The organism is Haladaptatus sp. CMSO5, assembly GCF_036689885.1.
Taxonomy (GTDB): Archaea; Halobacteriota; Halobacteria; order Halobacteriales; family Halococcaceae; genus QDMS2.
Map to the genome: position 1 here is coordinate 326,475 of NZ_JBAHVW010000001.1, position 20,838 is coordinate 347,312.

25 protein-coding genes are annotated in these 20,838 nt (G+C 61.2%); 16 read left to right on the top strand and 9 right to left on the bottom strand.

What is annotated here, in order from left to right:
- Positions 1-15: 15 nt before the first annotated feature.
- The 4 genes from V5N12_RS01700 to V5N12_RS01715 all read right to left on the bottom strand — a co-directional run bounded on the left by V5N12_RS01700 (position 16) and on the right by V5N12_RS01715 (position 2,751).
- Positions 16-987 (bottom strand): TAXI family TRAP transporter solute-binding subunit, encoded by a 972-nt coding sequence (locus V5N12_RS01700; RefSeq protein WP_332897423.1) that lies wholly within the window; start codon positions 985-987, stop codon positions 16-18.
- A gap of 599 nt (positions 988-1,586) precedes the next feature.
- Complete coding sequence (locus V5N12_RS01705) at positions 1,587-1,796, bottom strand: DUF7569 family protein (RefSeq protein WP_332897424.1); 210 nt, start codon at positions 1,794-1,796, stop codon at positions 1,587-1,589.
- A gap of 35 nt (positions 1,797-1,831) precedes the next feature.
- The gene (gene upp, locus V5N12_RS01710; RefSeq protein WP_332897425.1) at positions 1,832-2,506 is read right to left on the bottom strand and encodes a uracil phosphoribosyltransferase; all 675 of its coding nucleotides are present in this window, start codon (positions 2,504-2,506) and stop codon (positions 1,832-1,834) included.
- 59 nt (positions 2,507-2,565) lie between these two features.
- On the bottom strand, positions 2,566-2,751 hold the full coding sequence (locus V5N12_RS01715; RefSeq protein ID WP_332897426.1) for a hypothetical protein: 186 nt from the start codon (positions 2,749-2,751) through the stop codon (positions 2,566-2,568).
- 136 nt (positions 2,752-2,887) lie between these two features.
- On the opposite strand from V5N12_RS01715, the gene V5N12_RS01720 reads away from it, so the two are divergent.
- Positions 2,888-3,202 (top strand): hypothetical protein, encoded by a 315-nt coding sequence (locus V5N12_RS01720; RefSeq protein ID WP_332897427.1) that lies wholly within the window; start codon positions 2,888-2,890, stop codon positions 3,200-3,202.
- A gap of 64 nt (positions 3,203-3,266) precedes the next feature.
- On the top strand, positions 3,267-3,488 hold the full coding sequence (locus V5N12_RS01725; protein WP_332897428.1) for a hypothetical protein: 222 nt from the start codon (positions 3,267-3,269) through the stop codon (positions 3,486-3,488).
- On the opposite strand, the gene V5N12_RS01730 is transcribed toward V5N12_RS01725, so the two are convergent.
- Positions 3,485-4,696, bottom strand: coding sequence for a CobW family GTP-binding protein (locus V5N12_RS01730; RefSeq protein ID WP_332897429.1), 1,212 nt, complete (start codon positions 4,694-4,696; stop codon positions 3,485-3,487). The two genes, V5N12_RS01725 and V5N12_RS01730, sit on opposite strands and share 4 nt — an antisense overlap.
- Positions 4,697-4,790: 94 nt before the next feature.
- Here V5N12_RS01730 and V5N12_RS01735 point away from each other — a divergent pair, with 94 nt between their 5' ends.
- The 3 genes from V5N12_RS01735 (at position 4,791) to V5N12_RS01745 (ending at position 8,002) form a co-directional block, all read left to right on the top strand.
- Complete coding sequence (locus V5N12_RS01735; RefSeq protein ID WP_332897430.1) at positions 4,791-5,087, top strand: hypothetical protein; 297 nt, start codon at positions 4,791-4,793, stop codon at positions 5,085-5,087.
- A 2-nt stretch (positions 5,088-5,089) separates the two neighbouring features.
- A complete protein-coding gene (locus tag V5N12_RS01740) occupies positions 5,090-6,046 on the top strand; it encodes an ArsA family ATPase (RefSeq protein WP_332897431.1) in 957 nt (318 codons plus the stop codon).
- Positions 6,047-6,166: 120 nt separating this feature from the next.
- Positions 6,167-8,002, top strand: a complete 1,836-nt coding sequence (locus V5N12_RS01745) for a carbon starvation CstA family protein (protein ID WP_332900063.1) — start codon at positions 6,167-6,169, stop codon at positions 8,000-8,002.
- 30 nt (positions 8,003-8,032) lie between these two features.
- Here V5N12_RS01745 and V5N12_RS01750 read toward each other — a convergent pair whose 3' ends face one another.
- Positions 8,033-8,623, bottom strand: a complete 591-nt coding sequence (locus V5N12_RS01750) for a hypothetical protein (RefSeq protein ID WP_332897432.1) — start codon at positions 8,621-8,623, stop codon at positions 8,033-8,035.
- A 179-nt stretch (positions 8,624-8,802) separates the two neighbouring features.
- On the opposite strand from V5N12_RS01750, the gene V5N12_RS01755 reads away from it, so the two are divergent.
- The 3 genes from V5N12_RS01755 to V5N12_RS01765 all read left to right on the top strand — a co-directional run bounded on the left by V5N12_RS01755 (position 8,803) and on the right by V5N12_RS01765 (position 11,055).
- A complete protein-coding gene (locus V5N12_RS01755; RefSeq protein ID WP_332897433.1) occupies positions 8,803-8,994 on the top strand; it encodes a hypothetical protein in 192 nt (63 codons plus the stop codon).
- Between the two features lie 54 nt (positions 8,995-9,048).
- Positions 9,049-9,729, top strand: coding sequence for a DUF5828 family protein (locus tag V5N12_RS01760; protein ID WP_332897434.1), 681 nt, complete (start codon positions 9,049-9,051; stop codon positions 9,727-9,729).
- Between the two features lie 135 nt (positions 9,730-9,864).
- The gene (locus tag V5N12_RS01765; RefSeq protein WP_332897435.1) at positions 9,865-11,055 is read left to right on the top strand and encodes an inorganic phosphate transporter; all 1,191 of its coding nucleotides are present in this window, start codon (positions 9,865-9,867) and stop codon (positions 11,053-11,055) included.
- Here V5N12_RS01765 and V5N12_RS01770 read toward each other — a convergent pair.
- Entirely contained in the window at positions 11,050-12,438 is a 1,389-nt protein-coding gene (locus tag V5N12_RS01770; protein WP_332897436.1) for a hemolysin family protein, read from the bottom strand. The two genes, V5N12_RS01765 and V5N12_RS01770, sit on opposite strands and share 6 nt — an antisense overlap.
- A 91-nt stretch (positions 12,439-12,529) precedes the next feature.
- Between V5N12_RS01770 and V5N12_RS01775 the strand changes: the two genes are divergently transcribed.
- The 3 genes from V5N12_RS01775 to V5N12_RS01785 are packed head-to-tail and all read left to right on the top strand — an operon-like array spanning position 12,530 to position 13,893.
- The gene (locus tag V5N12_RS01775; RefSeq protein ID WP_332897437.1) at positions 12,530-12,793 is read left to right on the top strand and encodes a glutaredoxin family protein; all 264 of its coding nucleotides are present in this window, start codon (positions 12,530-12,532) and stop codon (positions 12,791-12,793) included.
- Positions 12,793-13,296: a redoxin domain-containing protein gene (locus V5N12_RS01780; RefSeq protein WP_332897438.1), complete on the top strand. Its 504-nt coding sequence runs from the start codon at positions 12,793-12,795 to the stop codon at positions 13,294-13,296. Before V5N12_RS01775 ends, V5N12_RS01780 begins: the two co-directional genes overlap by 1 nt.
- Before the next feature lie 3 nt (positions 13,297-13,299).
- Positions 13,300-13,893 carry an L-threonylcarbamoyladenylate synthase gene (locus tag V5N12_RS01785; protein WP_332897439.1) on the top strand — a complete coding sequence of 198 codons (594 nt, stop codon included), beginning with the start codon at positions 13,300-13,302 and terminating at the stop codon, positions 13,891-13,893.
- On the opposite strand, the gene V5N12_RS01790 is transcribed toward V5N12_RS01785, so the two are convergent.
- Positions 13,879-14,523, bottom strand: coding sequence for a CRISPR-associated protein Cas4 (locus V5N12_RS01790; RefSeq protein ID WP_332897440.1), 645 nt, complete (start codon positions 14,521-14,523; stop codon positions 13,879-13,881). The genes V5N12_RS01785 and V5N12_RS01790 overlap by 15 nt on opposite strands.
- Before the next feature lie 229 nt (positions 14,524-14,752).
- The gene (locus tag V5N12_RS01795) at positions 14,753-15,346 is read right to left on the bottom strand and encodes a conditioned medium-induced protein 4 (RefSeq protein ID WP_332897441.1); all 594 of its coding nucleotides are present in this window, start codon (positions 15,344-15,346) and stop codon (positions 14,753-14,755) included.
- Positions 15,347-15,482: 136 nt separating this feature from the next.
- On the opposite strand from V5N12_RS01795, the gene V5N12_RS01800 reads away from it, so the two are divergent.
- The 5 genes from V5N12_RS01800 (at position 15,483) to V5N12_RS01820 (ending at position 20,816) form a co-directional block, all read left to right on the top strand.
- Positions 15,483-16,064 carry a biotin transporter BioY gene (locus V5N12_RS01800; RefSeq protein ID WP_332897442.1) on the top strand — a complete coding sequence of 194 codons (582 nt, stop codon included), beginning with the start codon at positions 15,483-15,485 and terminating at the stop codon, positions 16,062-16,064.
- Positions 16,061-16,762, top strand: a complete 702-nt coding sequence (locus V5N12_RS01805) for an energy-coupling factor ABC transporter ATP-binding protein (RefSeq protein ID WP_332897443.1) — start codon at positions 16,061-16,063, stop codon at positions 16,760-16,762. Before V5N12_RS01800 ends, V5N12_RS01805 begins: the two co-directional genes overlap by 4 nt.
- Positions 16,756-17,460: an energy-coupling factor transporter transmembrane component T family protein gene (locus tag V5N12_RS01810; RefSeq protein ID WP_332897444.1), complete on the top strand. Its 705-nt coding sequence runs from the start codon at positions 16,756-16,758 to the stop codon at positions 17,458-17,460. Before V5N12_RS01805 ends, V5N12_RS01810 begins: the two co-directional genes overlap by 7 nt.
- A 95-nt stretch (positions 17,461-17,555) precedes the next feature.
- The gene (locus V5N12_RS01815) at positions 17,556-19,646 is read left to right on the top strand and encodes a heterodisulfide reductase-related iron-sulfur binding cluster (RefSeq protein WP_332897445.1); all 2,091 of its coding nucleotides are present in this window, start codon (positions 17,556-17,558) and stop codon (positions 19,644-19,646) included.
- Between the two features lie 78 nt (positions 19,647-19,724).
- A complete protein-coding gene (locus tag V5N12_RS01820; RefSeq protein WP_332897446.1) occupies positions 19,725-20,816 on the top strand; it encodes an aminopeptidase in 1,092 nt (363 codons plus the stop codon).
- The last annotated feature ends 22 nt before the right edge of the window (positions 20,817-20,838 follow it).

A 20,838-nucleotide genomic window follows, 5' to 3' on the forward strand; every position in this document is an offset into this window, starting at 1 on the left:
AAGGGTAACAGGTGCTTAGCCGAAGTAAGCGGCTGCACCCTCGTGGAGGTCGATCGACATACCCTCTTGAGCGGATTCCTTGCTGATGAAGTTCTTTTTAATTTCCAGCTCGTCGGTGTGGTCGAAGATTGCCGCGGTCACGCCTTCGACGGTGTCAGCTTCGAGTTCCGCACGCGTTGCGATCATCGCCTGGACGGAGACCGTCTGGCGGTCCTCGCTCACGCCCTGGTACGTGCCGCCGGGGATGGTGTCCTCTGCGTAGAACGGCGCGGCGTCAAGCACCTGCTGGCGGGCGTCGCCCGTGAACGAGACGATTTCGATGTCGTTGTTCGCGGCGAGGTCGGAAATCGCACCGACTGGCCAGCCGCCGACGACGAACGCGGCGTCGATGTCGCCGTTTCTGAGCTGGTCTGCGGCCGTCGAGAAGCCGGCGTTCTGCTCTTCGTAGTCGGTGACGCCGATGGCTTCGAGAATCTGGACAGCGTTGACCTGCGTCCCGGAGCCAAGGTCACCGGTGTTGATGGTCTTGCCTGCGAGATCTGCCGGCTCGGTGATACCCGTCGATTTCAGCGTGACGACGGTGATGGTTTCTGGATAGAGCGTCGCGACGCCGCGGAGGTTCTCCACGGGATTACCCTCGAACGCTTCGATGCCTTCGCCGTTCTTTGCGAAGTAGGCAACGTCGTTCTGGATGAGCGCGAAGTCCGCGTCCCCAGACTGGAGCGACCCGACGTTCTCGACAGATGCACCGGTCGACTGCACCTGCAGCGTGAAGTCGGTGTACTCCTCGACGATGGTCTTGAACTCGTTGGAGAGCGGGAAGTACGTCCCGCCCGTCCCGCCTGCGTGCCAGGAGAGACGGGTCGTGTCGCCACCGCCGCCGGTACAGCCAGCGAGCGCGGCGATACCGGTGGCACCGGCCACCTGCATGAACGTCCGACGGCTTGTGTTCGAACCAGTCGATTGGTTGGAATTGCTATCTGCCATACTGCACCAATGGCGACTCTGAATGAAAAGCTTATTCACTCACGCTGACGATTTGTTATCCTCTATAGATAATTCGGCAAATATGTGTAGGGACATAGATTTGAGGAAATACGGGTACAGAGTTTGAACGCTAGTTCGCAATACACGCGAAACCGAAACTGTAGTGTCACGATTTGGTAGCATTTACTGTTTTATTTGTGACTAGAAAAATTGGTACGCACAACTATATAGAATTTGGATGGTTTGGTTCACCAACAGGAATGTCAGGGCGACTGGCAGCCTGAAAGAGACGGACAAGTGCTCTGTGGGCACACCGACAGCCCCCGAGCGGGGCGGACGCCTGCCGTGGCATATAGAGCGCTCACGAGAAAAACAGGGGTCGGTTTCGGTAGCGATTTCCCATCGAACAGTCGGCTTCCTGCTGGTGGTTTCCACCCGAAATCAGAGGGTTCGATGTGGCGACACCGCGACGCGAGCGGCCACGACAACCGACTCGTGTGACTATCTTTCGCTATAGAGATGAAAGTGGTGGGGTTCGTTCGGAACTTCGGCGCCGGCATCCGAGTTCCCGCAGGCGATTTCCACCCGAAACAGGAGGGTCAGTCGATGATGATTTCGCTCGACCCGTCACCGACGGTTTCAGGGCCGGGTTGCATCTCCAGCTGGTAGCGGGCAATCCACGTCGCAAAACAGTCCGGACAGAGGCGTTGGGCGTCGATCTGCGACCGGTCTACGCTCAGTCGGACGGTTCGCGTCAGGGCATCGGCCACGGCGTCGCCGCAGTCGTCACAGGGAGCAGCATCGCTCATGTCACGAAATCTGGCTGAAAAGATATAAGTATAGATTACTGGGTGCGGAACGCGCGGTCGCCGGCGTCACCGAGCCCGGGGATAATGTAGCCGTCGTCGTCGAGGTAGTCATCGATGGCGACGGTGAGGATGTCCGCTTCGGGAACCGCATCCGCGACGCGAAGCAGGCCTGGCGGCGCGCTCACCGCAGAGAGTACGATGAGGTCCTGTGGGTCTGGCGCGTCTTCGAGGACGTGTTCTAAGACGGTGCACATGGTCGAACCCGTTGCGAGCATCGGGTCTGCGACGATGACCGTGTCGGTTTCCTTGATTTCGGGGAGTTTCACGTAGTCAATCGTGATGGGGAACTCGCCGTCCGCCATCCCGGCTTCCTCGTCGCGTCCGGCGCTGATGACGCCCTGTTTCGCGCGGGGGAACGCTTTGAGGAGGCCCTCGACGAATGGCGTCGCCGCGCGGAGCACGTTGATGATGACGACGTCATCTAAGCCTTTGACGCGCTCGCCGGTCGTCTCCTGCATCGGCGTCTGGATGGTGACGTACTCGGTTTCCATGACGCCGTCGATGATTTCGTAGCCACAGATGCGCCCAAGCTTGACGAGGCCTTTGCGGAAGGCTACCTGTGAGGTCTTCACGTCTCTGAGTTTCGACAGCGTGTCTTTGGCCAGTGCGTGCGTGACGACTTGCGCGTCGCCGCGGTCCTCGATGGTCATTGTTCGTATGGGCAACGCCGATTGCCATAAATGACCGGATGTGACCCACGGACGCGACACTATCGCATGATGACGAGATAGGTGAGCGCGGTCAACACGAGCGCGGCGGTCGCGACGTTCTCAAAGGTGAACGCAAGCAAGTCGATAAACGACGCACCCCAGACGACCACCGTCGCAAACAGCGCCGAGAGAACGAGATTCATCACGAAAAGGACGCGCGGGTCGCCCTGTGACTTCGGACTCATGGCCTTTCTCGCCGTTCCGGTGACTTATACTGTCGGGTGTCTCCGCAGAAACTCGCTGGAATCGGCCGTTTGCCGCAGGTAGTTCCGTGATAATCGATAAGACACATTCTTGGTATGTCATGGCGTATCGTAGGGTATGGCGCTTCGGACTCGTCGCAACCAACCAATAGACCCCGTCCCGTTTCTCGTCGTCCTGTGTACGGCGTTCCTGCTCATCTTCTCTGCGGGGCCGGTGTACGTGCTTTCGCTGGGCGCGCCGATTCATACGGCGGTTGGCGCGTCTATCGCCGTTTTCCTCGGCTGTGGAGCCGTTATCTACTACCAGATGGTCTGGGTGGCCCGCCCCGAACTCGCTGGTGAGGTCCCCGCACAGGCTGTCCTCGAACGCTACTTCTACGGTATCATCGCCGCGTTGCTCGTGATGGTCCTCCTGAGTCTCCCGCTCCTCTAGCGGCCGTGCGCGAGGCACGGACACGCGAGATAGTACTATACACGACGACCCTGAGCACAGAGCTATGGGCCTGCTCGACACGCTCAAAGAAACGTTCGAAGCGTCCACCCAATCGACCAATCGCGGCGGTGGAACCCGAGAATCGAAAGGTGCCTACTGGTGTCACGACTGCGCAGAGCGCATCCTCGACCTGAACGTTGAGGGAGAAACACCGCCTGCGTGTCCCGCGTGCGGTGACGACATGGCGTTCGAGCGCTCGCCCGGTTCGACCGGCTGTGCCTGTTAGGGTTCTGCGAGCACGACGAGGTCGTCGAGTTCCGTCGGCAGTGGATTCTCAAAGGCGTCCCAGTCTGCGGCCATCTCCTCGTCGGTGAGCAAGCAGGCTTCGAGGTTTTCGCGCATGGTGGCTTCCTGTAAGTCGGTGCCGATGAACACGAGTTCCGTGCGTCGGTCGCCCCACTCGTCGTCCCAGTCGAGGTTCGGTCTATTTGCCTTGTAGAGTTCTTGGTCGAGTTCCGACAGACTCGCAATCCACGGCCCCGACACCTCGATTCGCGCGGACGGGCCTGCCTGCCCGAAAACGAGTTTGTTGTCGCCACAGCCTGCCGCCCAGCACGCCCCTTTCGAGCGGATGATGCCCCGTGGCAGGTCGCCGAGGAGGGCTGCGATGCGCGTCGGGTGGAACGGCCGTCGCGCGCGGAAGGTGAACGAAGAGACGCCGTACATCTCCTCGGGGTGGGCGTGGTCGTGGTGGCTGTGGTCGTGTTTGTCGTCTGCGGCGAGTGCCTGTTTCCAGCCCGCCGCGTCGGCCGCCGTCTGCGGGTCGTAGAGGTGCTGACCGAGGAGTTCGTGCGGGTCGAGTGCACCATGCGAGGTGTAGCGAAGTTCCGCGTCCGGGCGGAGGGCGCGAACCAGTTCCGTCACCGTCTCTAACTCCTCGTCGGTGACGAGGTCGGTTTTGTTCAACACGACCAGATTCGAGAACTCGACCTGTTCGATGAGCAGGTCTGAGAGTGGACGGGTGTCCGCGTCGTCGGTGCCACGACGTTCGGCCACGCCCTCACCGCCGAAGGCGTCGAAAAAGAGCCGTGAGTCAACGACGGTGACGAGTGAATCGACGGTATAGAGCGCCGCCGCGCGCGACTCGGTGGTGAACAGCCGGGCGACGGGTTCGGGTTCGCTGATGCCAGAGGACTCGACGACGAGGTGGTCGAAGTCGCGGTTCTGTGCGAGGCGGACGACGGCTTCGTTCAGGTCGTCTTGGAGCTCACAGCAGATACAGCCGTTCGAGAGTTCGGTGACGCCACCGTCTGCGACCGAGAGTTCTGAGTTGTCGCTCACGAGCGCCGCGTCGATGTTGATTTCGCCCATGTCGTTTACGAGCACGGCGATGTCGAGGTCGCCCGCGTTGTGCAGGAGGTGGTTGAGCAAGGTAGTCTTCCCCGCACCGAGGCTCCCCGAGAGAATCGTGACGGGAATGGCGTCCGCGTTCATGCCTGCTTCGTCGCTTGTGGAACACCTTCAGTGTTACCGAGTTGCACGCGGAGGCGACACTGTTTTATCCGACACCACAGGAGGTTGTGAACAGATGACACTCGCAGCGCGGATTGCGGCATTTCGGGAGGTGCTCGAAGAGTGGTTGGCCGGGCTGTATCACGGGATGATTGCCCATCCGGCCTACGAACTCGTAGAGAAGGAAGCAGAGGACGTAGAAGACGACTTCATGCTCGCGTGTTTCCCCGACGCATTTGGCATCCCGAGCCCCATCTCCTACTACACCGCAGAACTCCTGCCGTACTTAGAAGACGAGTTCGAGGCATGGGAGCGGCGCATGTGGGACCGTGGGTCGATGCTCGAACGCAAGGGCCAGCAGTACCACTTCTAACCATGCGCAAATTCGTCTTCTTCGGCGGCAAAGGCGGTGTTGGCAAGACCACCGTCTCCTCTGCGTTCGCGCGCAAGTGTGCGACCGCGGACATGGACACACTGCTGGTTTCGACTGACCCCGCCCATAGCACCTCAGACGTGTTCGACCAGCAGTTTACGGACACGCCGAGTTCGGTCGAGGGCATCCCCAACTTAGACGCGATGGAAATCGACCCCGACGAGGAGGTTTCGAGACATCTCATGGAGACCAAACGCGCGCTCTCAGACCAAGTGAGCGCGGCGATGGTCAACCAAATCGACCGCCAAATCGAGATGGCACACCAGACGCCCGGCGCCTACGAGGCGGCGCTGTTCGACCGGTTCGTAGACGTGATGCGAAACTCCCCGACGTACGACCGCGTCGTGTTCGACACCTCGCCCACGGGCGGCACCCTCCGGTTGCTCTCGCTTCCTGAGTTCCTCGACGGCTGGATTCAACGCCTGCTGCTCAAGCGAAAACAGAGCGTTAAACTGTACGAGCGGGCGGCGATTGGCAACAACGAACCGCGGCGCATGATGGACGGCGACCCCATCATCGAGCGCCTGCAAAAACGAAAGGAGATGTTCGAGTTCGCCACCGAAACGCTCCGCGAGGACGCGGCCTTCTTCCTCGTGTTCAACCCAGACCAGCTCTCGATTCGAGAAAGCGAACGTGCCATTGAGCAACTCGAAAGCCAAGAGTTGCTCGTCGCAGGTCTCGTCGCAAACCGCCTGACGCCGGAACCAGACCCGGACGAAGACGGGCGAGGGGCGCGCTATCTCCGCGACCGTGTGGCGATCGAGCGCGAGCGACTCGAAACCGCACACAAGGTGTTCGGCCCGCCCATCGTCGCGGAAATCGAGACGCGAATCTCCGAAATCAAAGGCGAGTTCCTCACCGACGTTTCGAGCGAATTAGCTATTGATGTGACAGTTTAAAGTTGGAAATAACGAGACGCTTACGCAGACTATTGCACCGGAAGCGACAATCCATCTAGGTAAAACAATAGTTAACCTTTATATACGATTTCTCCATGTTTGAGAATGAGTCACGCAACCATGGTACAGATAATTTGGCTGGTGTTAACATCGCTCATCCTGTTCACCGTCGGCTACCTGGGCTATTCGCGGTACCTCGCCCGGTTCGTTGACCTGGATGACAGTCGTGAAACACCGGCACACAAGTACGAAGACGGGCAAGAGTACGTTCCGGCGAAAAAGCCGGTGCTCCTTGGCCATCACTATTCAAGTATTGCAGGCGGTGCGCCGATTGTCGGCCCCATCACCGCCGCCGCAGTGTGGGGCTGGTTCCCCGCACTGCTCTGGATTGCCATCGGCAACCCGCTTTTAGGCAGTGTTCACGACTTCGTCTCGCTCGCGGCAAGTCTCCGCCACGAGGGGAAGTCCATCGGATACATCATCGGTGAGTACGTCGGCGAGCGCGGCAAGAACATGCTGCTCTGGTTCGCCTTCCTCACCATCATCCTCGTCGTCGCGGTGTTCGCCCTCGTGGTTGGCATCGTGTTCAATGCCTATCCGCAGGCGGCGACTGCGAGTCTGTTGTACATCGCGCTCGCGTTCATTTTCGGGGTGTACCTCTATCAGATGAACCTGCCGTTCCTCCCGGGAACGGTCGTGTTCGTCGCTGGCGTGTTCGCAAGCGTCTGGGTCGGTATCCAGTACCCAATCGCGCTCACGCCGCTCGCCGAGACACCGGCGACGTGGCCGAGCAACGTCATCATCCTGCTGAACGGGCCACTCCCCGTTCCGAACGTCATCAACGCAAACGTCGCGGCGTGGATTCCGATTGTCATGATTTACGCCGCAGCAGCGAGCGTTCTCCCGGTGTGGATGCTCCTGCAACCGCGTGACTACCTCTCCTCGTTCCTGCTCTACGCAGGTGTCGGTGGCGCACTGCTCGCCATCATCGTCGGCACGCTCGGCAGCGCGCTTGGCATCGGCGCAATCACGCCAAGCCAGCCACTCGTCATCAGCGACCAGATTCCGGCGTTCGCCGGGTTCTGGGGGACAACCGGTTCCACGCCATTGTTCCCGTTGCTGTTCATCACCATCGCGTGCGGGACAATCAGCGGGTTCCACTCGCTCGTCTCCTCGGGGACGACCTCGAAACAGCTCCACAAGGAATCTGACGCGCGCGTCATCGGCTACGGTGGCATGCTCGGCGAAGGGCTACTCGCCACCGTCGCGCTCGGGACGATCGCCATCGCTGGCGTGACCGCAGGCGGCGGCATCGGCCGCGCACTGCCGAACTTCGCATCGGGCGGTGGCATCATGCTCACCAGCTTCGGCATCCCAGCGGCCTACGGTGCGCCGTTCATGGGCCTCGTGCTCGTGAGCTTCCTGCTCACCAGTACGGACACCGCCGTGCGCCTCGGGCGCTACATGATGGAAGAAATCGTGGGCACGCCCGAATCGAGCGTCGAATCGTTCGCCGCGAATCGCTACTCGAACGCCGTTATCCAGACCGTCCCCGCTTACGTCCTCATCACGAGTGGGTCGTGGCTCACGCTCTGGCAGCTGTTCGGCGGCGCGAATCAGTTGCTCGCTGCCCTCGCACTCCTGACGGCGACCGTGTGGCTTGCAAACTGGGACGAGAGCAAGCAGCTCATCTCGACGGGCGTCCCGATGGCGGTGATGGTCTCTATCACCATCCTCGGGCTCGGTTGGCTCGCGTTCTACGAGAATATCTACGCCAAGTTCTTGAGCGACGCGTGGATGGCCGAGGCAACACTGAGCGCCCAACTCTCTGCGGTCGTACAGATTGTGTTGGCACTCACACTGATTGGACTCGCACTCGCGCTCGTCCGTATCGGCTACACCAACATCAAAGACGCTCGATCTGGAACCTCCATCGCGCAACCGAGCGACGACTGACGCAGAACCAGTTTTTCTTTTTTCGACCGCTTAGCGCCGCAGCCGTCCAAGCAGGCGCGAGACGAAGCCAGGTTTTTCGAGATCGAGGTCGGCCCACAGCGAAAAGGCCTGTGCGACGTCCGCGCTCTCGCTTGCGACGATATCCTCGCGCTCTGGGGCGACGACGATGAGGCTGATTTCGTAGTGGCCGTAGTAGCCGTATTTGATGAGCGTCCGGTCGCTGAACGTGTCGACAAACGAGCGAACATCCTCGGAGATTTCGGGGACGACGAAGGCGTAGGTGAAATCCGTGCCAAAGTGCGTTTCGTCAGCCGCGATCCACTCGTCTGCGAGGTCGTGAGCCAGCTCAACGGCGCGTTCTAAATCGTCCACCGAGAGCGTCGGCCGGCGTTGGACGAACAGGTGTTCTTCTGACTCGTGGTTGGCGTAGTTGATGGAGGGGTGGAGAAACTGTTTTTGGGTCTGAAGATTCATCCGCCCATACAGCGTGTACGTCTCGCCACGGACGCGCCGGTCTTTTTCGAGGTCGTAGTTGAACATCAGCCGGTCGCTCACCCGGTCTACGTAGGCGTCTTCCCAGTCGGGAACGGCTGGTTCCTCCGGTTCTGGCACCTCGGTCATGGTCGCCTCCCGTCGCGCGCAAACCCGGCTCGAAGATACATGTGTGTGCAGACAGCATGGACGCTAAAAAAGCCCGTCGGGGTTCTCCGAACACCAATAGTTAACATCATCGTCGGCACAGTAGCGTGTAAGAGTGAGTCATGGGAGGGAAAAACGTCGAAACCTGCGGTCGGTGCGCGATGAGTTCCGTCGTGTCGGTCACGACCGACAGCAAAGACAGCGAGGACCGCGAGCGACACGACCCCTTTGGCACCGCTCGCATCGAAGTCGATGACGACGACTTACGGACGGTGTCGCCCGGCGCGTGGCTGTCGGGGCTGCAAACGCGGCTTGACAACCTTGCGACGCGGCTGACCTACGGACGCGACTGATTGTACACCAGCGGTGACGTTTTATACTGGCCCAGCCAAGGCCTGTGCTAAGCGATGGAAGAGAGTATCTCCGGATTCAAACGTCGGGGGTCGTGGGGCGATATCGTCGAACACGGCGAGCGCATCACGCGTGCGCTGCGCGACCTCGGGATAGATGGGGAGGCCTTCGAAGCGTGGGACGAATGGCGGCCAAAGAGCCACGAACGACTCGACGAGGACGTAAGTGAGAAAACCGCGAAGCAAGCCTCCATCAGCGAGGGGCGGGGGGAGAAAGCGGGCAAAGAACCGAACGACGACCTGAAGACAGCGGGCAAGAAGCTGTCTGAGTCCTACGAGAAGTTAGACGACCCGGACGAGGCGATGGGGCGGTGGAACGAATCCATCGACTACGTCGCGCGTGCGGCGGACTCCGCGGGGCGCAAAGCCATCCGCAAGGTCGAAGACACCGTCTATCGCAAGGTCATGACCCAACTCGCACCGTACTACTTCGACAACGAACTCGTGAGCGCGAACCTCCAGCAAACCGCGCGCTTCGAGGCCGAAGAGACGTTCGTCTTCGAGGTGAACGTCAACGACGACGCGGTGAAAGCGCAGGTTTCAGACCTCCTCGCCGAGTACGAAGACACCATCGACCGCTGGCACATCGACACCGAAAAACAGACCGAGACGGTCGAAGCCGCAGAGGGCGTCGAAGCCCCCGAGTCAAAAGGGCGGTCGCGTTCGACGACGAACTGACTGGGTGCGTTTTTTCGCGGACGCGGCGAGATTGGTGGTCAAACGTTCATGAGAAATAGCACCACCGACACGGCGATGCCCGTGAAATGTTCCAGCCGATAGTGTAATACCGACACCGACTGTAGGCCTGCCCAGATGGTCGACGCAGGGACACTCCTGACAGTCGTCGTTGCCGGTGGCGCGAGTTTCTTCATGGCCTGGGCAATCGGAGCCGGTTCCTCAGGCTCGACACCGTTCGCACCCGCCGTCGGAGCGAACGCTATCTCTGTCATGCGCGCCGGATTCATCGTTGGCCTGCTCGGCCTCGCCGGAGCCATCTTACAGGGCGCAAACGTCTCAGAGGCCGTTGGCAGAGAGCTCATCACGGGCGTCTCGCTGTCGCCACTCGCGGCGACGGTCGCCCTGCTCACCGCCGCGACGCTCGTCGCAATCGGTGTGTTCGCGGGATACCCCATCGCCACCGCATTCACCGTGACCGGCGCGGTTGTCGGCGTGGGCCTCGCCGCGGGCGGGAATCCTGCGTGGGCGAAGTACCAGCAGATAACCATCCTCTGGGTGCTCGTGCCCTTTGTCGGCGGCGGGACGGCCTACGCCACCGCACGCCTGCTCAGAAGTCCGAACGTCAACGAAGAACTTGCCGTCCCCGCACTCGCCGGCCTCATCGGCCTCATCCTCGCGAACGTCGAGTTCGCCATCTTTGGGCCGCCCGGCTTCGGTGACTCCTTTGCGGCACTGATGGCAAAGCAGGCGTCAAGCCCGCCGATTTTCGGCATCCCACTCATTCACATTCTCGTCTCGCTGGCCGTGGCGCTCGCCGTGGCACTGTTGCTCGCCCGCGACATCCGCGGGAACAAAGCGCGCGGCCAGCGCCACTTCCTGCTCGCTCTCGGCGGTCTGGTCGCCTTCTCGGCCGGCGGCAGTCAGGTTGGCCTCGCCATCGGCCCGATGCTTCCGCTGCTCGAACCCTACACGGTTCCGCTCACGGCAACGCTCGTCGGCGGCGGGTGTGGCCTCTTACTTGGCAGTTGGACCGGCGCGCCGCGTATGATAAAGGCGCTCGCCCAAGACTACTCCTCGCTCGGGCCGCGGCGGTCGATTGCCGCGCTCATCCCGTCGTTTGCGATTGCCCAAGTTGCGGTGTTCCTCGGCGTTCCCGTCTCGTTCAACGAAATCATCGTGAGTGCCATTATCGGCAGCGGCTATGCGGCACAAAACGCCGGTGTCAGCCGGAAGAAAATGGTGTTTACCGTCCTCGCGTGGATTGGGTCGCTCGCCCTCGCCCTCGGCGTGGGCTACGGGCTGTTTTCCGCCGTTTCGAGCCTATGAGGAGACTTCTTCGGGGTCTGTCTCTTCGAGTTCTTCGTCCGGCGTAATCGAGACGCGGGCTTTCATGATGCGGGTGTTCTCGACCTTCTCAACTTGGATGCGGACGCCGTCGTAGGTGATGACCTCGCCCTCTTCGACGAGCCGACCCACGCGGTTGAAGATGAACCCGGCGATGGTCTCGAACTCCTCGCCTTCGGGCAGGTCGATTTCGAGCGCGTCGTTCACCTCGTCGATGTTGACCTCTCCGCGGACGAGCGCGGTGGTCTCGTCTAAGAACTCGATTGGCTCTTCTTCCTCGCTTTCGAGTATCTCACCGACGATTTCCTCGGTCATGTCCTCGGTGGTCGCAAGCCCTTCGGTCGTCCCGAACTCGTCGATGACGATGACCATGTGCATGCGCTCTTTGCGCATCTCTGCGAGCAGGTCATCGACGTTTTTGGATTCGGGGACGTGGAGAACCGGCTCCAACAGGTCTTCTAAGTTGAGGTTCTCGCCGCCCTCGCCGTAGTTCAGGTCGCGCACGAGGTCGCGGATGTGGACGACGCCAAGGATGTTGTCAAGGCCGCCTTCGTACACGGGAATCCGCGCGTGGCCGCTCTGGACACACGTCTCGATGGCCTCTTCTAAGCTGGCGTCTTTCGGCACGCCAGTCACGTCGAGGCGAGGCGTCATGACCTCCTTTACGATGGTGCTGTTAAAGCGGAAGATGCGCTGGAGCATCTCGTGTTCTTCTTCCTCTAAGACACCTTCGCGCTCGCCGGTTTCGAGCAGGTCTTGGAGTTCTTGGCGGGTGATGTACGAGGTTTCGATGGACGACCGCCCACCAGTCACCTTGTTCACCAGCCGCGTGAGGTAGTCGAAAGTGACGACCAGTGGGAGCAAGATGTACTCAGAGAGCTTGAGCGGACGGGCGATTTTGAGCGCCCACGACTCGGTGTTCTCGACGGCGTAGGACTTCGGCGCACTCTCACCGAACAGCAATACGAGCGCGGTGATACCGAGGGTGGCGATGAGCACCGACTCGCCGCCGGAAAACCCGAGCAACGCGAGCAGCCCCGTCGCAATCGAGGACATGGCGATGTTGGCGATGTTGTTGCCAACGAGAATCGTCACTAACAGCCGATGCGGGTCATCTTTCAGGTCTTTCAGGACGCTCGCGCCGGGTTTGCCGTCTTCGACCAGCGACTCGACGCGGTGGGCGGCGAGCGAGAACATTGCAATCTCCGAAGAGGAGAAGAATGCAGACAGCGCGATGAGCCCGATAATTGCTACAACGCCGAGACCGATGAAGGTCCCATCGGCCACTTGCAACCCGAACACCTCGACGTCGAGGGGGACGGGTGGAGTTGCGACAAGTGGCGTCGTAGCCGCAGATATACCCATTAACGTGTCGCTATTGAGAGTGTGCAGGATTAAGAGTTGTCATACCTCAGTTGAGCGAAGCGCTCTTTGGCGTGACCCCCGAAGTGCGGGTATGTCAGACACTCCGTCGATTACGCTGTACCGGTTGCAGGCTTGTCCGTACTGCGAGCGCGTCGTGCGAAAGCTCCAAGAGTACGATGTCGAATACGACTCGCGGTTCGTCGAGGCGATGCACTCAGAGCGCAACGTCGTCAAGCGCATCAGCGGGAAGCGAACCGTCCCTGCCATCGTCGACGAGGAGACGGGCGTGACCATGTCAGAGAGCGCAAACATCGTCGCGTATCTCGACCGCGTCTACGGCGAGGAGGCAGCCTAATGGTCGATTTCGACGTCGTCGACCTTCCCGAGACAGACCACGTGGACGTCGGCGACACCGCCCCCGACTTCACGCGTCCGCTCGTAAACGAGGAGTACTGGGAGGACGTTGCACTCTCGGACCTGCTCGAAGATGGCCCGGTCCTGCTCGTCTTCCACCCGATGGACGGCGCGTTCCCCGCGACCTACATCTGGAACGAGATTCGCGACCGCAACTGGGGCGACCACCTGCAAGTCGTTGGCCTCTCTATCTCCTCGCCCTACGAGCACAAGACGTTCATCGCAGCACGCGAGATGGACTATCAGCTATTTTCAGACCCCGCAAACGAGGTCGCAGAGTCCTACGGCATCGTGAACGACTTAGACGGGATGGCAGGAATCGAAGAACCGCGCCCCGCCATCTTCCGCATCGACGAAGACGGCACCGTCGACTTCGCGTGGGTCGCCTCCGAGTGGCCAGACTTCCCCGACTACGACGCCGTCGAAGAGGCCATCTCGAACTGAACGATGACGGTCAGTGACGCCGACATTGACCGCGCCGCACGCGCCATCCGCGACGGTGACGTGGTCATTTTCCCGACCGAAACCGTGTACGGGCTCGGAGCCGACGCACTCAACCCCGCCGCCATCGACCGCGTCTTCGAGCTAAAGGGCCGCGCCCGTGACAAGCCGCTCTCGCTCGGCGTGCCCGACGTGGAGACGGCGCTCGCCTACACCACGCCGACCGACCGCGAACGGCGGTTCATGGAACAGTTCCTACCGGGGCCGGTGACGGTCATCGTCGAAGGCAAACCGGTGGTTCCAGACGAACTCACGGGTGGACTCGACAAGGTCGGCATTCGGATTCCCGACCACGAGGTGGCGCTCTCGCTATTGGGCAAAGTCGAGCCAGTGACCGCGACGAGCGCGAATATTAGCGGCCAGCCGAGCGCCCACGTCATCGAAGACATCGATCCGGAACTCCGCGAGGCCGTCGCTGTCGTCCTCGACGCGGGCGAGACCCGCGGCACCGAGAGCACCGTGGTCGACGTGGAGGCTGGAATCATCCACCGGCGCGGCACGCTCGCAGACGACATCGAAGCGTGGCTAGGAGAGCAGTGAGCGCAACGAGCGCGTTTTCACCCCGCATTTGGTGCGAAAGTCACACGCACCACACTTCTCGCGGTTTTTGAGGCGGGGCGGCGGCCCGTCTAACGCGCGGACAGTTCGAAGCGCCCGACGATAGGTCGCTTTTTTGCGAGTCGTCAGGCACACCTCGCGGACGATGCCGTGAGTCGGGTACTCCACGAACGCGCGTTCGACCGGCGTTTCTCGCTCCCACGAGAGGGCCTTCGCCGCGGCGACGGCGTGGACGGTTTGGGGATGCCAGACACCGTTGGGGGGCGGCGATCCAGTGAACACAAGCGAGGGGACAGGCGGGTCGCCAATGACTTTGTGCGCGATGCCACGGGCGTCTTTGCCAGTGAGGAGAACCATCTCGTCAGCGGGGTCAGCGAGTTCATCGAATCGGTCGAATCGTGCGCGTGCGCAGTGTAGATTCGTTCGAAACTGCGTGGGCGTCACGGCGATTTCGGTGGGAAGTTCGTCCACCTCCAACAATTCAGGATACTGAAAGGCCAGTTTCCGTTTCGCAGCAACGTCGGGGGGTGGCGACCGGTCGTCTTCCCGACGCTCGTAGTACAACTGACGCGGGCAGTAGGCGGCGATGGCGAGGTCTCGGAACGTCGGCACAGCCAGTGCTGGTTCCGGAATCGAATATAAATTTCAGGGTGAATGCGGTGGGGTTGCAGAGGGAGGAAAGAATGACGTTATGCGGTACTGTGCGGTTGCAGTGTAGTTGTGGTTGCGGTAGCCCTCAAGCGTTGCACCCGAACGCAAGCGAAGCGAGCGTTCGGCCTTTTTCATGAAAGTTTTTGCGCTGAGCGGTGTGCGAAGCACACCCGAAGCGGAAAAAGTTTCTCTAGAAGGAAACGTTCGACTCCATCCCTTCGGTCGCATCCTCAAGGCCAGTTTCGCGGGTGGATTTGGTCATCGAGGTGCTGAGGTTGGCGTCTAAGACTTCTTCGAAGTCGCTCACGAACCGGTCGCTGACGCGGCGGCGTGCGGCTTGGGCGTTGCTGACGCGCTGAGCGCGGCGAACCGTGGCCTCGTCGGTGTCGAGGTCGGTGGCGATGGTCGTGACTGGGGTGTCTGCGGCGAGCGCGGTGCGGAGGGCGTCAAGGTCGAAGTCGGTGTCCACGTCGCTGTCGCGGACGAGGTGGAGGTCCATGCGCGCGTGGAACACGGTTTCTGGCGTCACGTCGAGCGTGGTGGCGATGGCGTCGTCGGATTCGTCTTCGTAGTAGGCTTCGACGAGGGTGGCGAGTTTCGCGTCCGTGAGTTCCGTCGTGAACGCGTAGCGCTCGCGCATCTTTGCGATGATGGCGGTGAGGCGTTTTCTCACCCCGGTTTTCGACGTGAGCGACCCGCGGCTTGCTTCCTGTTGCTCGGTGACGGTGGTGTCGCCCGCGACCGAGAGGAAGAGATTTCGGAGGGATTCTGTTTTTTCGTCCATGGCTGCGATACCGAGAATGTGAGACCGTCGAAGGGTAAATAGCTGTTGGCGAGCCAAGTCGTCAACCGAAGAATTAACCGTGGTTGACGGGAAGGTGGAAGATGATGTTTGCAGTTGAACTTCCGGGTGAGCGCAGATGAGTGTCGATACGAGCGATGTGAACCTCGTTGGCGACGAAGTCGTGTTGAACGTGGCGCGGGCGGCGCTGATGGCCGCGTTGACCGGCGCGTTCGCGTACATTTCGTTCCCGATTCCGTTTTCGAGCGTGCCGTTTTCGATGCAGGTGCTCGGCGTGTTCCTCGCCGGACTCCTGCTCGGTCCCGTCTGGGGTGGCGCGTCGATGGCGCTCTATCTGCTCGCCGGAGCGGTTGGCGCACCCGTGTTCCAAGGCGGTGCGGCCGGAGTTGGCCACCTGTTCGGGAGCACCGCGGGCTACCTCTGGTCGTACTTGTTCGCGGCCGTTCTCATCGGCTTCATCGCCCACGGCGGCCTCGAAATCAAGCCAGCCGAGGAGCTTCCGGTACCCCGAATGGTGGTTGGCCTCCTCGTCGGGACCGCCGTCATCTACGGCCTTGGCGTCCTCGGCCTCATCGTGATTGCAGACCTCGGTGCGATGGCGGCGCTCACGGCGGGCGCGCTCGTGTTCATCCCCGGTGAGCTGTTGAAAATCGCCGCGGCCGTGGCAATCGTTCGGAGTGACCGTCTCGTCGCCGCATGATTGCGGTCGAGGGTCTCGTCCACCGGTACGCAGGCGTGGCGGCCGTAGACGACGTCTCGCTCTCGATAGCCGATGGCGAGTTTTGCATTCTCGCCGGGCCGAACGGCTCGGGGAAGACGACGCTCGTTCGTCACCTGAACGGCCTGCTCGAACCCGACGAGGGAAGCGTCTGCGTGAACGGAATTTCCGTACAAGACGACCTCGTCGCCGCGCGCGTCGCCGTGGGCATGGTGTTTCAAGACCCGCGCGACGGCTTCGTTGCCGCGACGGTTGGTGAAGACGTGCGCTTTGGCCCGGAGAATTTGGGACTCTCGCACGCAGAAATCGACCGCCGAGTCGAAGCTGCGCTCGCGTCTGTGAACATGGCAGGCCGTGAGGCAGAGCGCATCGACCGGCTCTCGGGCGGCGAACAAGAGCGCGTCGCCATCGCGGGCGCGCTTGCGATGGAACCCGATTTTCTCGTCCTCGACGAACCCTTCACCGGTCTCGACGAACCCGCCCGCCAGTCGGTGCTCGCACGGCTCGAATCCCTCCAAGAAGCCGGGACGGGCATCATCATCGTGACCCACGACCTGCGCGACGTGTTCTCGCTCGCAGACCGCGTCGTGGTGATGAGCGACGGGCAGATTGGGGTCTCTGGCGCGCCGGACGCAGTGCGGTCCGCGCTCTCAGACCTCGGCGTTCGCCCGCCATGTTGACGTACGAACCCGGCGAGTCGTTCGCCCACGCGCTTGACCCGCGAACCAAATTGGCGTTCCAGCTTGCGTTTGCGGTGGCGGCGTTCGCCCACACCACATTCGCGGGGTTGGCGGCGCTGTCGGTCGTCGCGGGCGTCTCGCTGTGGGTGTCGGAGACGCCGCTTTTCGCCGCGTTGCGCGAGTTGCGCATCGTCCTCGCAGTGCTCGTGTTCGCGCCGATACTCGAAGGGCTGGTGCTCGGCCCGCCGTGGTTTTCGATTGCAGAGGCGACAGGCCCGGCGCTCGCCAGTTATCGCGCGGTACTCATCGTGCTCGTCGCGGCGACGTACGTCCGGACGACCCCAGCACGGGCCTCTCGGGCGGCGATTCAGCGCGTAATACCCGGAAAAGCGGGCCAATTTCTCGGGATGGGTGTCTCGCTCGTGTTCCGATTTCTGCCCGTGTTACTCGCGGATATTCGCCGGATGCGGCTGGCGATGCACGCCCGCCTTGGCGACCAGCGCTCGATTCCAGAGCGCGCGAGCATCATCGCGCTGTCTGGCCTCTCGCGGGCGTTCTCGCGCGCGGACACGCTCTCGCTAGCGCTCCGAGCGCGGTGTTTCGCGTGGAATCCGACGCTCCCACGGCTACGCTTTGCGCGCCGCGACGTGCCCGGACTGGTGGCGGCGGCGGGGTTGGTGGCCGTCGCCTTTGTATAAACTTTAACTAAATTGTTCATTTACGAAGACGGAGCCACGGCTAGGCTTGCGTGGGTGACAAGACTTAAGCGCGTATTGTTCCACGGTGATTATAGATGACACTCCTCCTTCAGGCGGGAGCAACGCAGACGCGGCCAACGTTTTGGCAGATCAGCCCAGTCGGCGAGGTGCTGTTCTACTATCTGGCCGCCGTCGTCGTCGCCGTGTTCCTCTACGGCGTCTACGACCGCTTTGCCCGCTACACCCGAGGCACGGACGACTGGTTCGAGCGCCTCGACGACCTTCCGGGGCGCATCGTGAGCGCCGTGAAAATCGTCGGCTCGAACGAGAAACAGTTCAATAGAGACCTCTATGGCGGCGTGATGCACGCCTTCATCATGTGGGGCTTTCTGACGCTGCTCATCGGGACGACCATTCTCGCCATCGACATGGACATCTGGACGAAGGCGCTCGGCCAACCGTCCTTTTTCGTAAACGAGTTCTACCTCTCGTACTCGCTCGTGATGGACGCCCTTGGCTTCCTGTTCGTCATCGGTATCGGCATGGCGCTCTACCGGCGCTACGCCGTCCGCAAAGACCGCCTCTGGGGCAAACACACCTCGCTCGAAGACGACCTCTTCATCTGGACGCTGTTCCTGCTCGGCGTCGGTGGCTACCTCACCGAGGGTATCCGTATCCTCGCACAGGACTTCCCCGGCTTCGAGACCGTGAGCTTCGTCGGCTGGTTCGTCGCAGACGTGCTCCGGGTGGCAGGCATGACGCCAGAACAGGCGCTTGCGCTCTACCCGCTTTCGTGGTGGAGCCACGCGCTGCTCGCGCTCGTCTTCGTCGCCGCGGTGCCGTACGCGAAGCCGTTCCACATGATTTCGAGTTTCGCAAACGTCGTCACCCGCGACGAGATGGCGGGCAAACGGCTTCCCGGCGTACCCGAAGACGCCAGCCCGGACGAGATCGGCGCGTCCTCGATTGACGACTTCTCGTGGAAGCAGATCCTCGACCAGGACGCGTGTACGAAGTGTGGTCGGTGTTCGTCGGTCTGCCCGGCGAATGCGTCCGGCCGCCCGCTCGACCCACGCGACGTGATTCTCGACCTGAAATCCTACCGTGAAGGTCTCGACGCTGGCACCACCGAAGAGATGCCGATCATCGCAGACGGTGGCACGAGCGTCATCGACAGCCACACGATGGAGTCGTGTATGGCGTGTATGGCCTGCATGGACGCCTGCCCGGTCGAAATCGAACACCTCTCCTCCTTTACGGAGATGAACCGGCGGCTCACCGAATCGGGCCAGATGTCCGAGAACGTTCAGGAAGCCATGATGAACATCTTCTCGAACGGCAACTCCTTCGGTGACCCACAGCGCAAACGCGCAGACTGGACCGACCAGTTGGACTTCGAGATTCCGGACGCGCGCGAGGAACCCGTCGAGTACCTCTGGTACGTCGGTGACTACCCAAGCTACGACGAGCGCAACAAGCGCGTCGCCCGCGCCCTCGCCACCATCTTCCACGAGTCCGGCGTGAGCTTCGGGATTCTCTACGACGACGAGCAAAACGACGGCAACGACGTGCGCCGCGTCGGTGAGGAAGGCCTCTACGAGATGCTCACCGAGGACAACATCGCCGCCTTCGAGGACTGTGAGTTCGAGAAGGTCGTCTGTACCGACCCCCACTCCTACAACACGTTCAAAAACGAGTACCCGGACTTCGGCTGGGGCGGCGAAGTGTACCACTACACGCAAGTGGTCGAAGAACTCGTGAATTCGGGTACCCTCGGCCTTCAGGGCACCGAACTCGACTACACCGTCACGTACCACGACCCGTGTCACCTCGGGCGGTACAACGACGAGTACGAGGCACCCCGCGAAGTCATCCGCGCGACGGGCGTGATGCTCGATGAGATGCCGCGCAACCGCAGCAATTCGTTCTGTTGTGGCGGCGGGGGCGGCGGTCTCTGGATGGACTTCGAAGAGACCTCGAAACCGAGCGAAGAGCGCATCCGCGAGGCGCTTGAGGACACCGACACCGGCAGCGCCGTCGAGAAGTTCGTCGTCGCCTGCCCGATGTGCATGACGATGTACGAAGACGGCCGCAAGACCGGCGACTTCGAAGACGACATCGACGTCGTGGACATCTCCGAACTCGTCGTCGAAGCGCTCGGGGCAATGGACAAAGCGAACCTCTAATCGGCCCCTCGTTGTCCGATTTCTTACAGAAAGGTTGTTCTGCTGATTTTTAAGTGAACGCTGTCCGCATGTGTAGACATGGATTCTCGTATTCGTGAGCAAGCAGCGGTCATCGTCAATCACTCGACGGGCGTCGAACAGGGAGACAACGTCATCATCACCGGCTCTCCCGAGTCAGAAGACCTCATCGTCGCCGTCTCAGAGCTGTGTGGCGAGATTGGGGCGACCACTGAGGTCAAGATAAGCAGCGAGCGAGCGACGCGCGCCTACATGCGAGCGGTCGATGAAGACGATATCACGCTGAACGAGATGGCCCTCGCGGGAATCGAGGCCGCAGACGTGTTCATCGCCATCCGCGGGCAGTCGAACATGAACGAGCAAAGCGACGTCCCGCCGAAGAAAAACCAGAAGAAAGCAGCCGAGAACCGCGAGATTCAGGAAGCCTACTTAGAAAAGCGCTGGAACCTCACACAGTTCCCGACGAAAGCCGGGGCGCAGAAAGCAGAGATGTCCACGGACGCCTACGAAAACTTCGTCTTCAGCGCGGTCAACAAAGACTGGGACGCCGTCAAAGAACACCAAGCGCAACTGGTCGAGATTCTCGAAGACGCAGATGAAGTCCACATCAAATCCGGCGACACGACGGACGTGACCATGTCAATCAAGGGCAATCTCGTGCTCAACGACAACGGCGAGCACAACATGCCCGGCGGCGAGGTGTTCACCGCGCCCGTCCCCGATTCCGTCGAAGGAGAAGTGCTGTTCGACCTGCCCGTGATGGTCCAGGGCCGGGAAGTCAACGGCGCGTGGCTCAAGTTCGAAAACGGCGAGGTCGTGGAGTTCACAGCAGACAAGAACGAAGACGTACTCGAAGCACTCCTCGAAACCGACGACGGGGCGCGTCGGCTTGGCGAGTTGGGGATTGGGATGAACCGAGACATCGACCAGTTCACCTACAACATGCTCTTTGACGAAAAGATGGGCGACACCGTCCACATGGCCGTCGGCCGCGCCTACGACGACACCGTTGGTGAGGGCAACGAACGGAACGATTCGGTCGTGCACACCGACATGATTGTGGACATGAGCGAGGACTCGTTCATCACGGTGGATGGCGAGGTTATCCAGCGCAACGGCACGTTCATCTTCGAAGACGGATTCGAAGCATAACAGCGAGTTTCACTTTTACTTT

What these genes read in the sequence shown, in the direction of transcription:
- V5N12_RS01765 (WP_332897435.1), top strand. Translation starts at nt 9,865, where the DNA reads ATGGTCGACGCAGGGACACTCCTGACAGTCGTCGTTGCCGGTGGCGCG.
- upp (WP_332897425.1), bottom strand. Translation starts at nt 2,506, where the DNA reads ATGACCATCGAGGACCGCGGCGACGCGCAAGTCGTCACGCACGCACTG.
- V5N12_RS01815 (WP_332897445.1), top strand. Translation starts at nt 17,556, where the DNA reads ATGACACTCCTCCTTCAGGCGGGAGCAACGCAGACGCGGCCAACGTTT.
- V5N12_RS01715 (WP_332897426.1), bottom strand. Translation starts at nt 2,751, where the DNA reads ATGAGTCCGAAGTCACAGGGCGACCCGCGCGTCCTTTTCGTGATGAAT.
- V5N12_RS01720 (WP_332897427.1), top strand. Translation starts at nt 2,888, where the DNA reads ATGGCGCTTCGGACTCGTCGCAACCAACCAATAGACCCCGTCCCGTTT.
- V5N12_RS01740 (WP_332897431.1), top strand. Translation starts at nt 5,090, where the DNA reads ATGCGCAAATTCGTCTTCTTCGGCGGCAAAGGCGGTGTTGGCAAGACC.
- V5N12_RS01780 (WP_332897438.1), top strand. Translation starts at nt 12,793, where the DNA reads ATGGTCGATTTCGACGTCGTCGACCTTCCCGAGACAGACCACGTGGAC.
- V5N12_RS01725 (WP_332897428.1), top strand. Translation starts at nt 3,267, where the DNA reads ATGGGCCTGCTCGACACGCTCAAAGAAACGTTCGAAGCGTCCACCCAA.
- V5N12_RS01795 (WP_332897441.1), bottom strand. Translation starts at nt 15,346, where the DNA reads ATGGACGAAAAAACAGAATCCCTCCGAAATCTCTTCCTCTCGGTCGCG.
- V5N12_RS01750 (WP_332897432.1), bottom strand. Translation starts at nt 8,623, where the DNA reads ATGACCGAGGTGCCAGAACCGGAGGAACCAGCCGTTCCCGACTGGGAA.
- V5N12_RS01770 (WP_332897436.1), bottom strand. Translation starts at nt 12,438, where the DNA reads ATGGGTATATCTGCGGCTACGACGCCACTTGTCGCAACTCCACCCGTC.
- V5N12_RS01700 (WP_332897423.1), bottom strand. Translation starts at nt 987, where the DNA reads ATGGCAGATAGCAATTCCAACCAATCGACTGGTTCGAACACAAGCCGT.
- V5N12_RS01745 (WP_332900063.1), top strand. Translation starts at nt 6,167, where the DNA reads ATGGTACAGATAATTTGGCTGGTGTTAACATCGCTCATCCTGTTCACC.
- V5N12_RS01800 (WP_332897442.1), top strand. Translation starts at nt 15,483, where the DNA reads ATGAGTGTCGATACGAGCGATGTGAACCTCGTTGGCGACGAAGTCGTG.
- V5N12_RS01705 (WP_332897424.1), bottom strand. Translation starts at nt 1,796, where the DNA reads ATGAGCGATGCTGCTCCCTGTGACGACTGCGGCGACGCCGTGGCCGAT.
- V5N12_RS01785 (WP_332897439.1), top strand. Translation starts at nt 13,300, where the DNA reads ATGACGGTCAGTGACGCCGACATTGACCGCGCCGCACGCGCCATCCGC.
- V5N12_RS01755 (WP_332897433.1), top strand. Translation starts at nt 8,803, where the DNA reads ATGAGTTCCGTCGTGTCGGTCACGACCGACAGCAAAGACAGCGAGGAC.
- V5N12_RS01810 (WP_332897444.1), top strand. Translation starts at nt 16,756, where the DNA reads ATGTTGACGTACGAACCCGGCGAGTCGTTCGCCCACGCGCTTGACCCG.
- V5N12_RS01805 (WP_332897443.1), top strand. Translation starts at nt 16,061, where the DNA reads ATGATTGCGGTCGAGGGTCTCGTCCACCGGTACGCAGGCGTGGCGGCC.
- V5N12_RS01820 (WP_332897446.1), top strand. Translation starts at nt 19,725, where the DNA reads ATGGATTCTCGTATTCGTGAGCAAGCAGCGGTCATCGTCAATCACTCG.
- V5N12_RS01775 (WP_332897437.1), top strand. Translation starts at nt 12,530, where the DNA reads ATGTCAGACACTCCGTCGATTACGCTGTACCGGTTGCAGGCTTGTCCG.
- V5N12_RS01730 (WP_332897429.1), bottom strand. Translation starts at nt 4,696, where the DNA reads ATGAACGCGGACGCCATTCCCGTCACGATTCTCTCGGGGAGCCTCGGT.
- V5N12_RS01760 (WP_332897434.1), top strand. Translation starts at nt 9,049, where the DNA reads ATGGAAGAGAGTATCTCCGGATTCAAACGTCGGGGGTCGTGGGGCGAT.
- V5N12_RS01735 (WP_332897430.1), top strand. Translation starts at nt 4,791, where the DNA reads ATGACACTCGCAGCGCGGATTGCGGCATTTCGGGAGGTGCTCGAAGAG.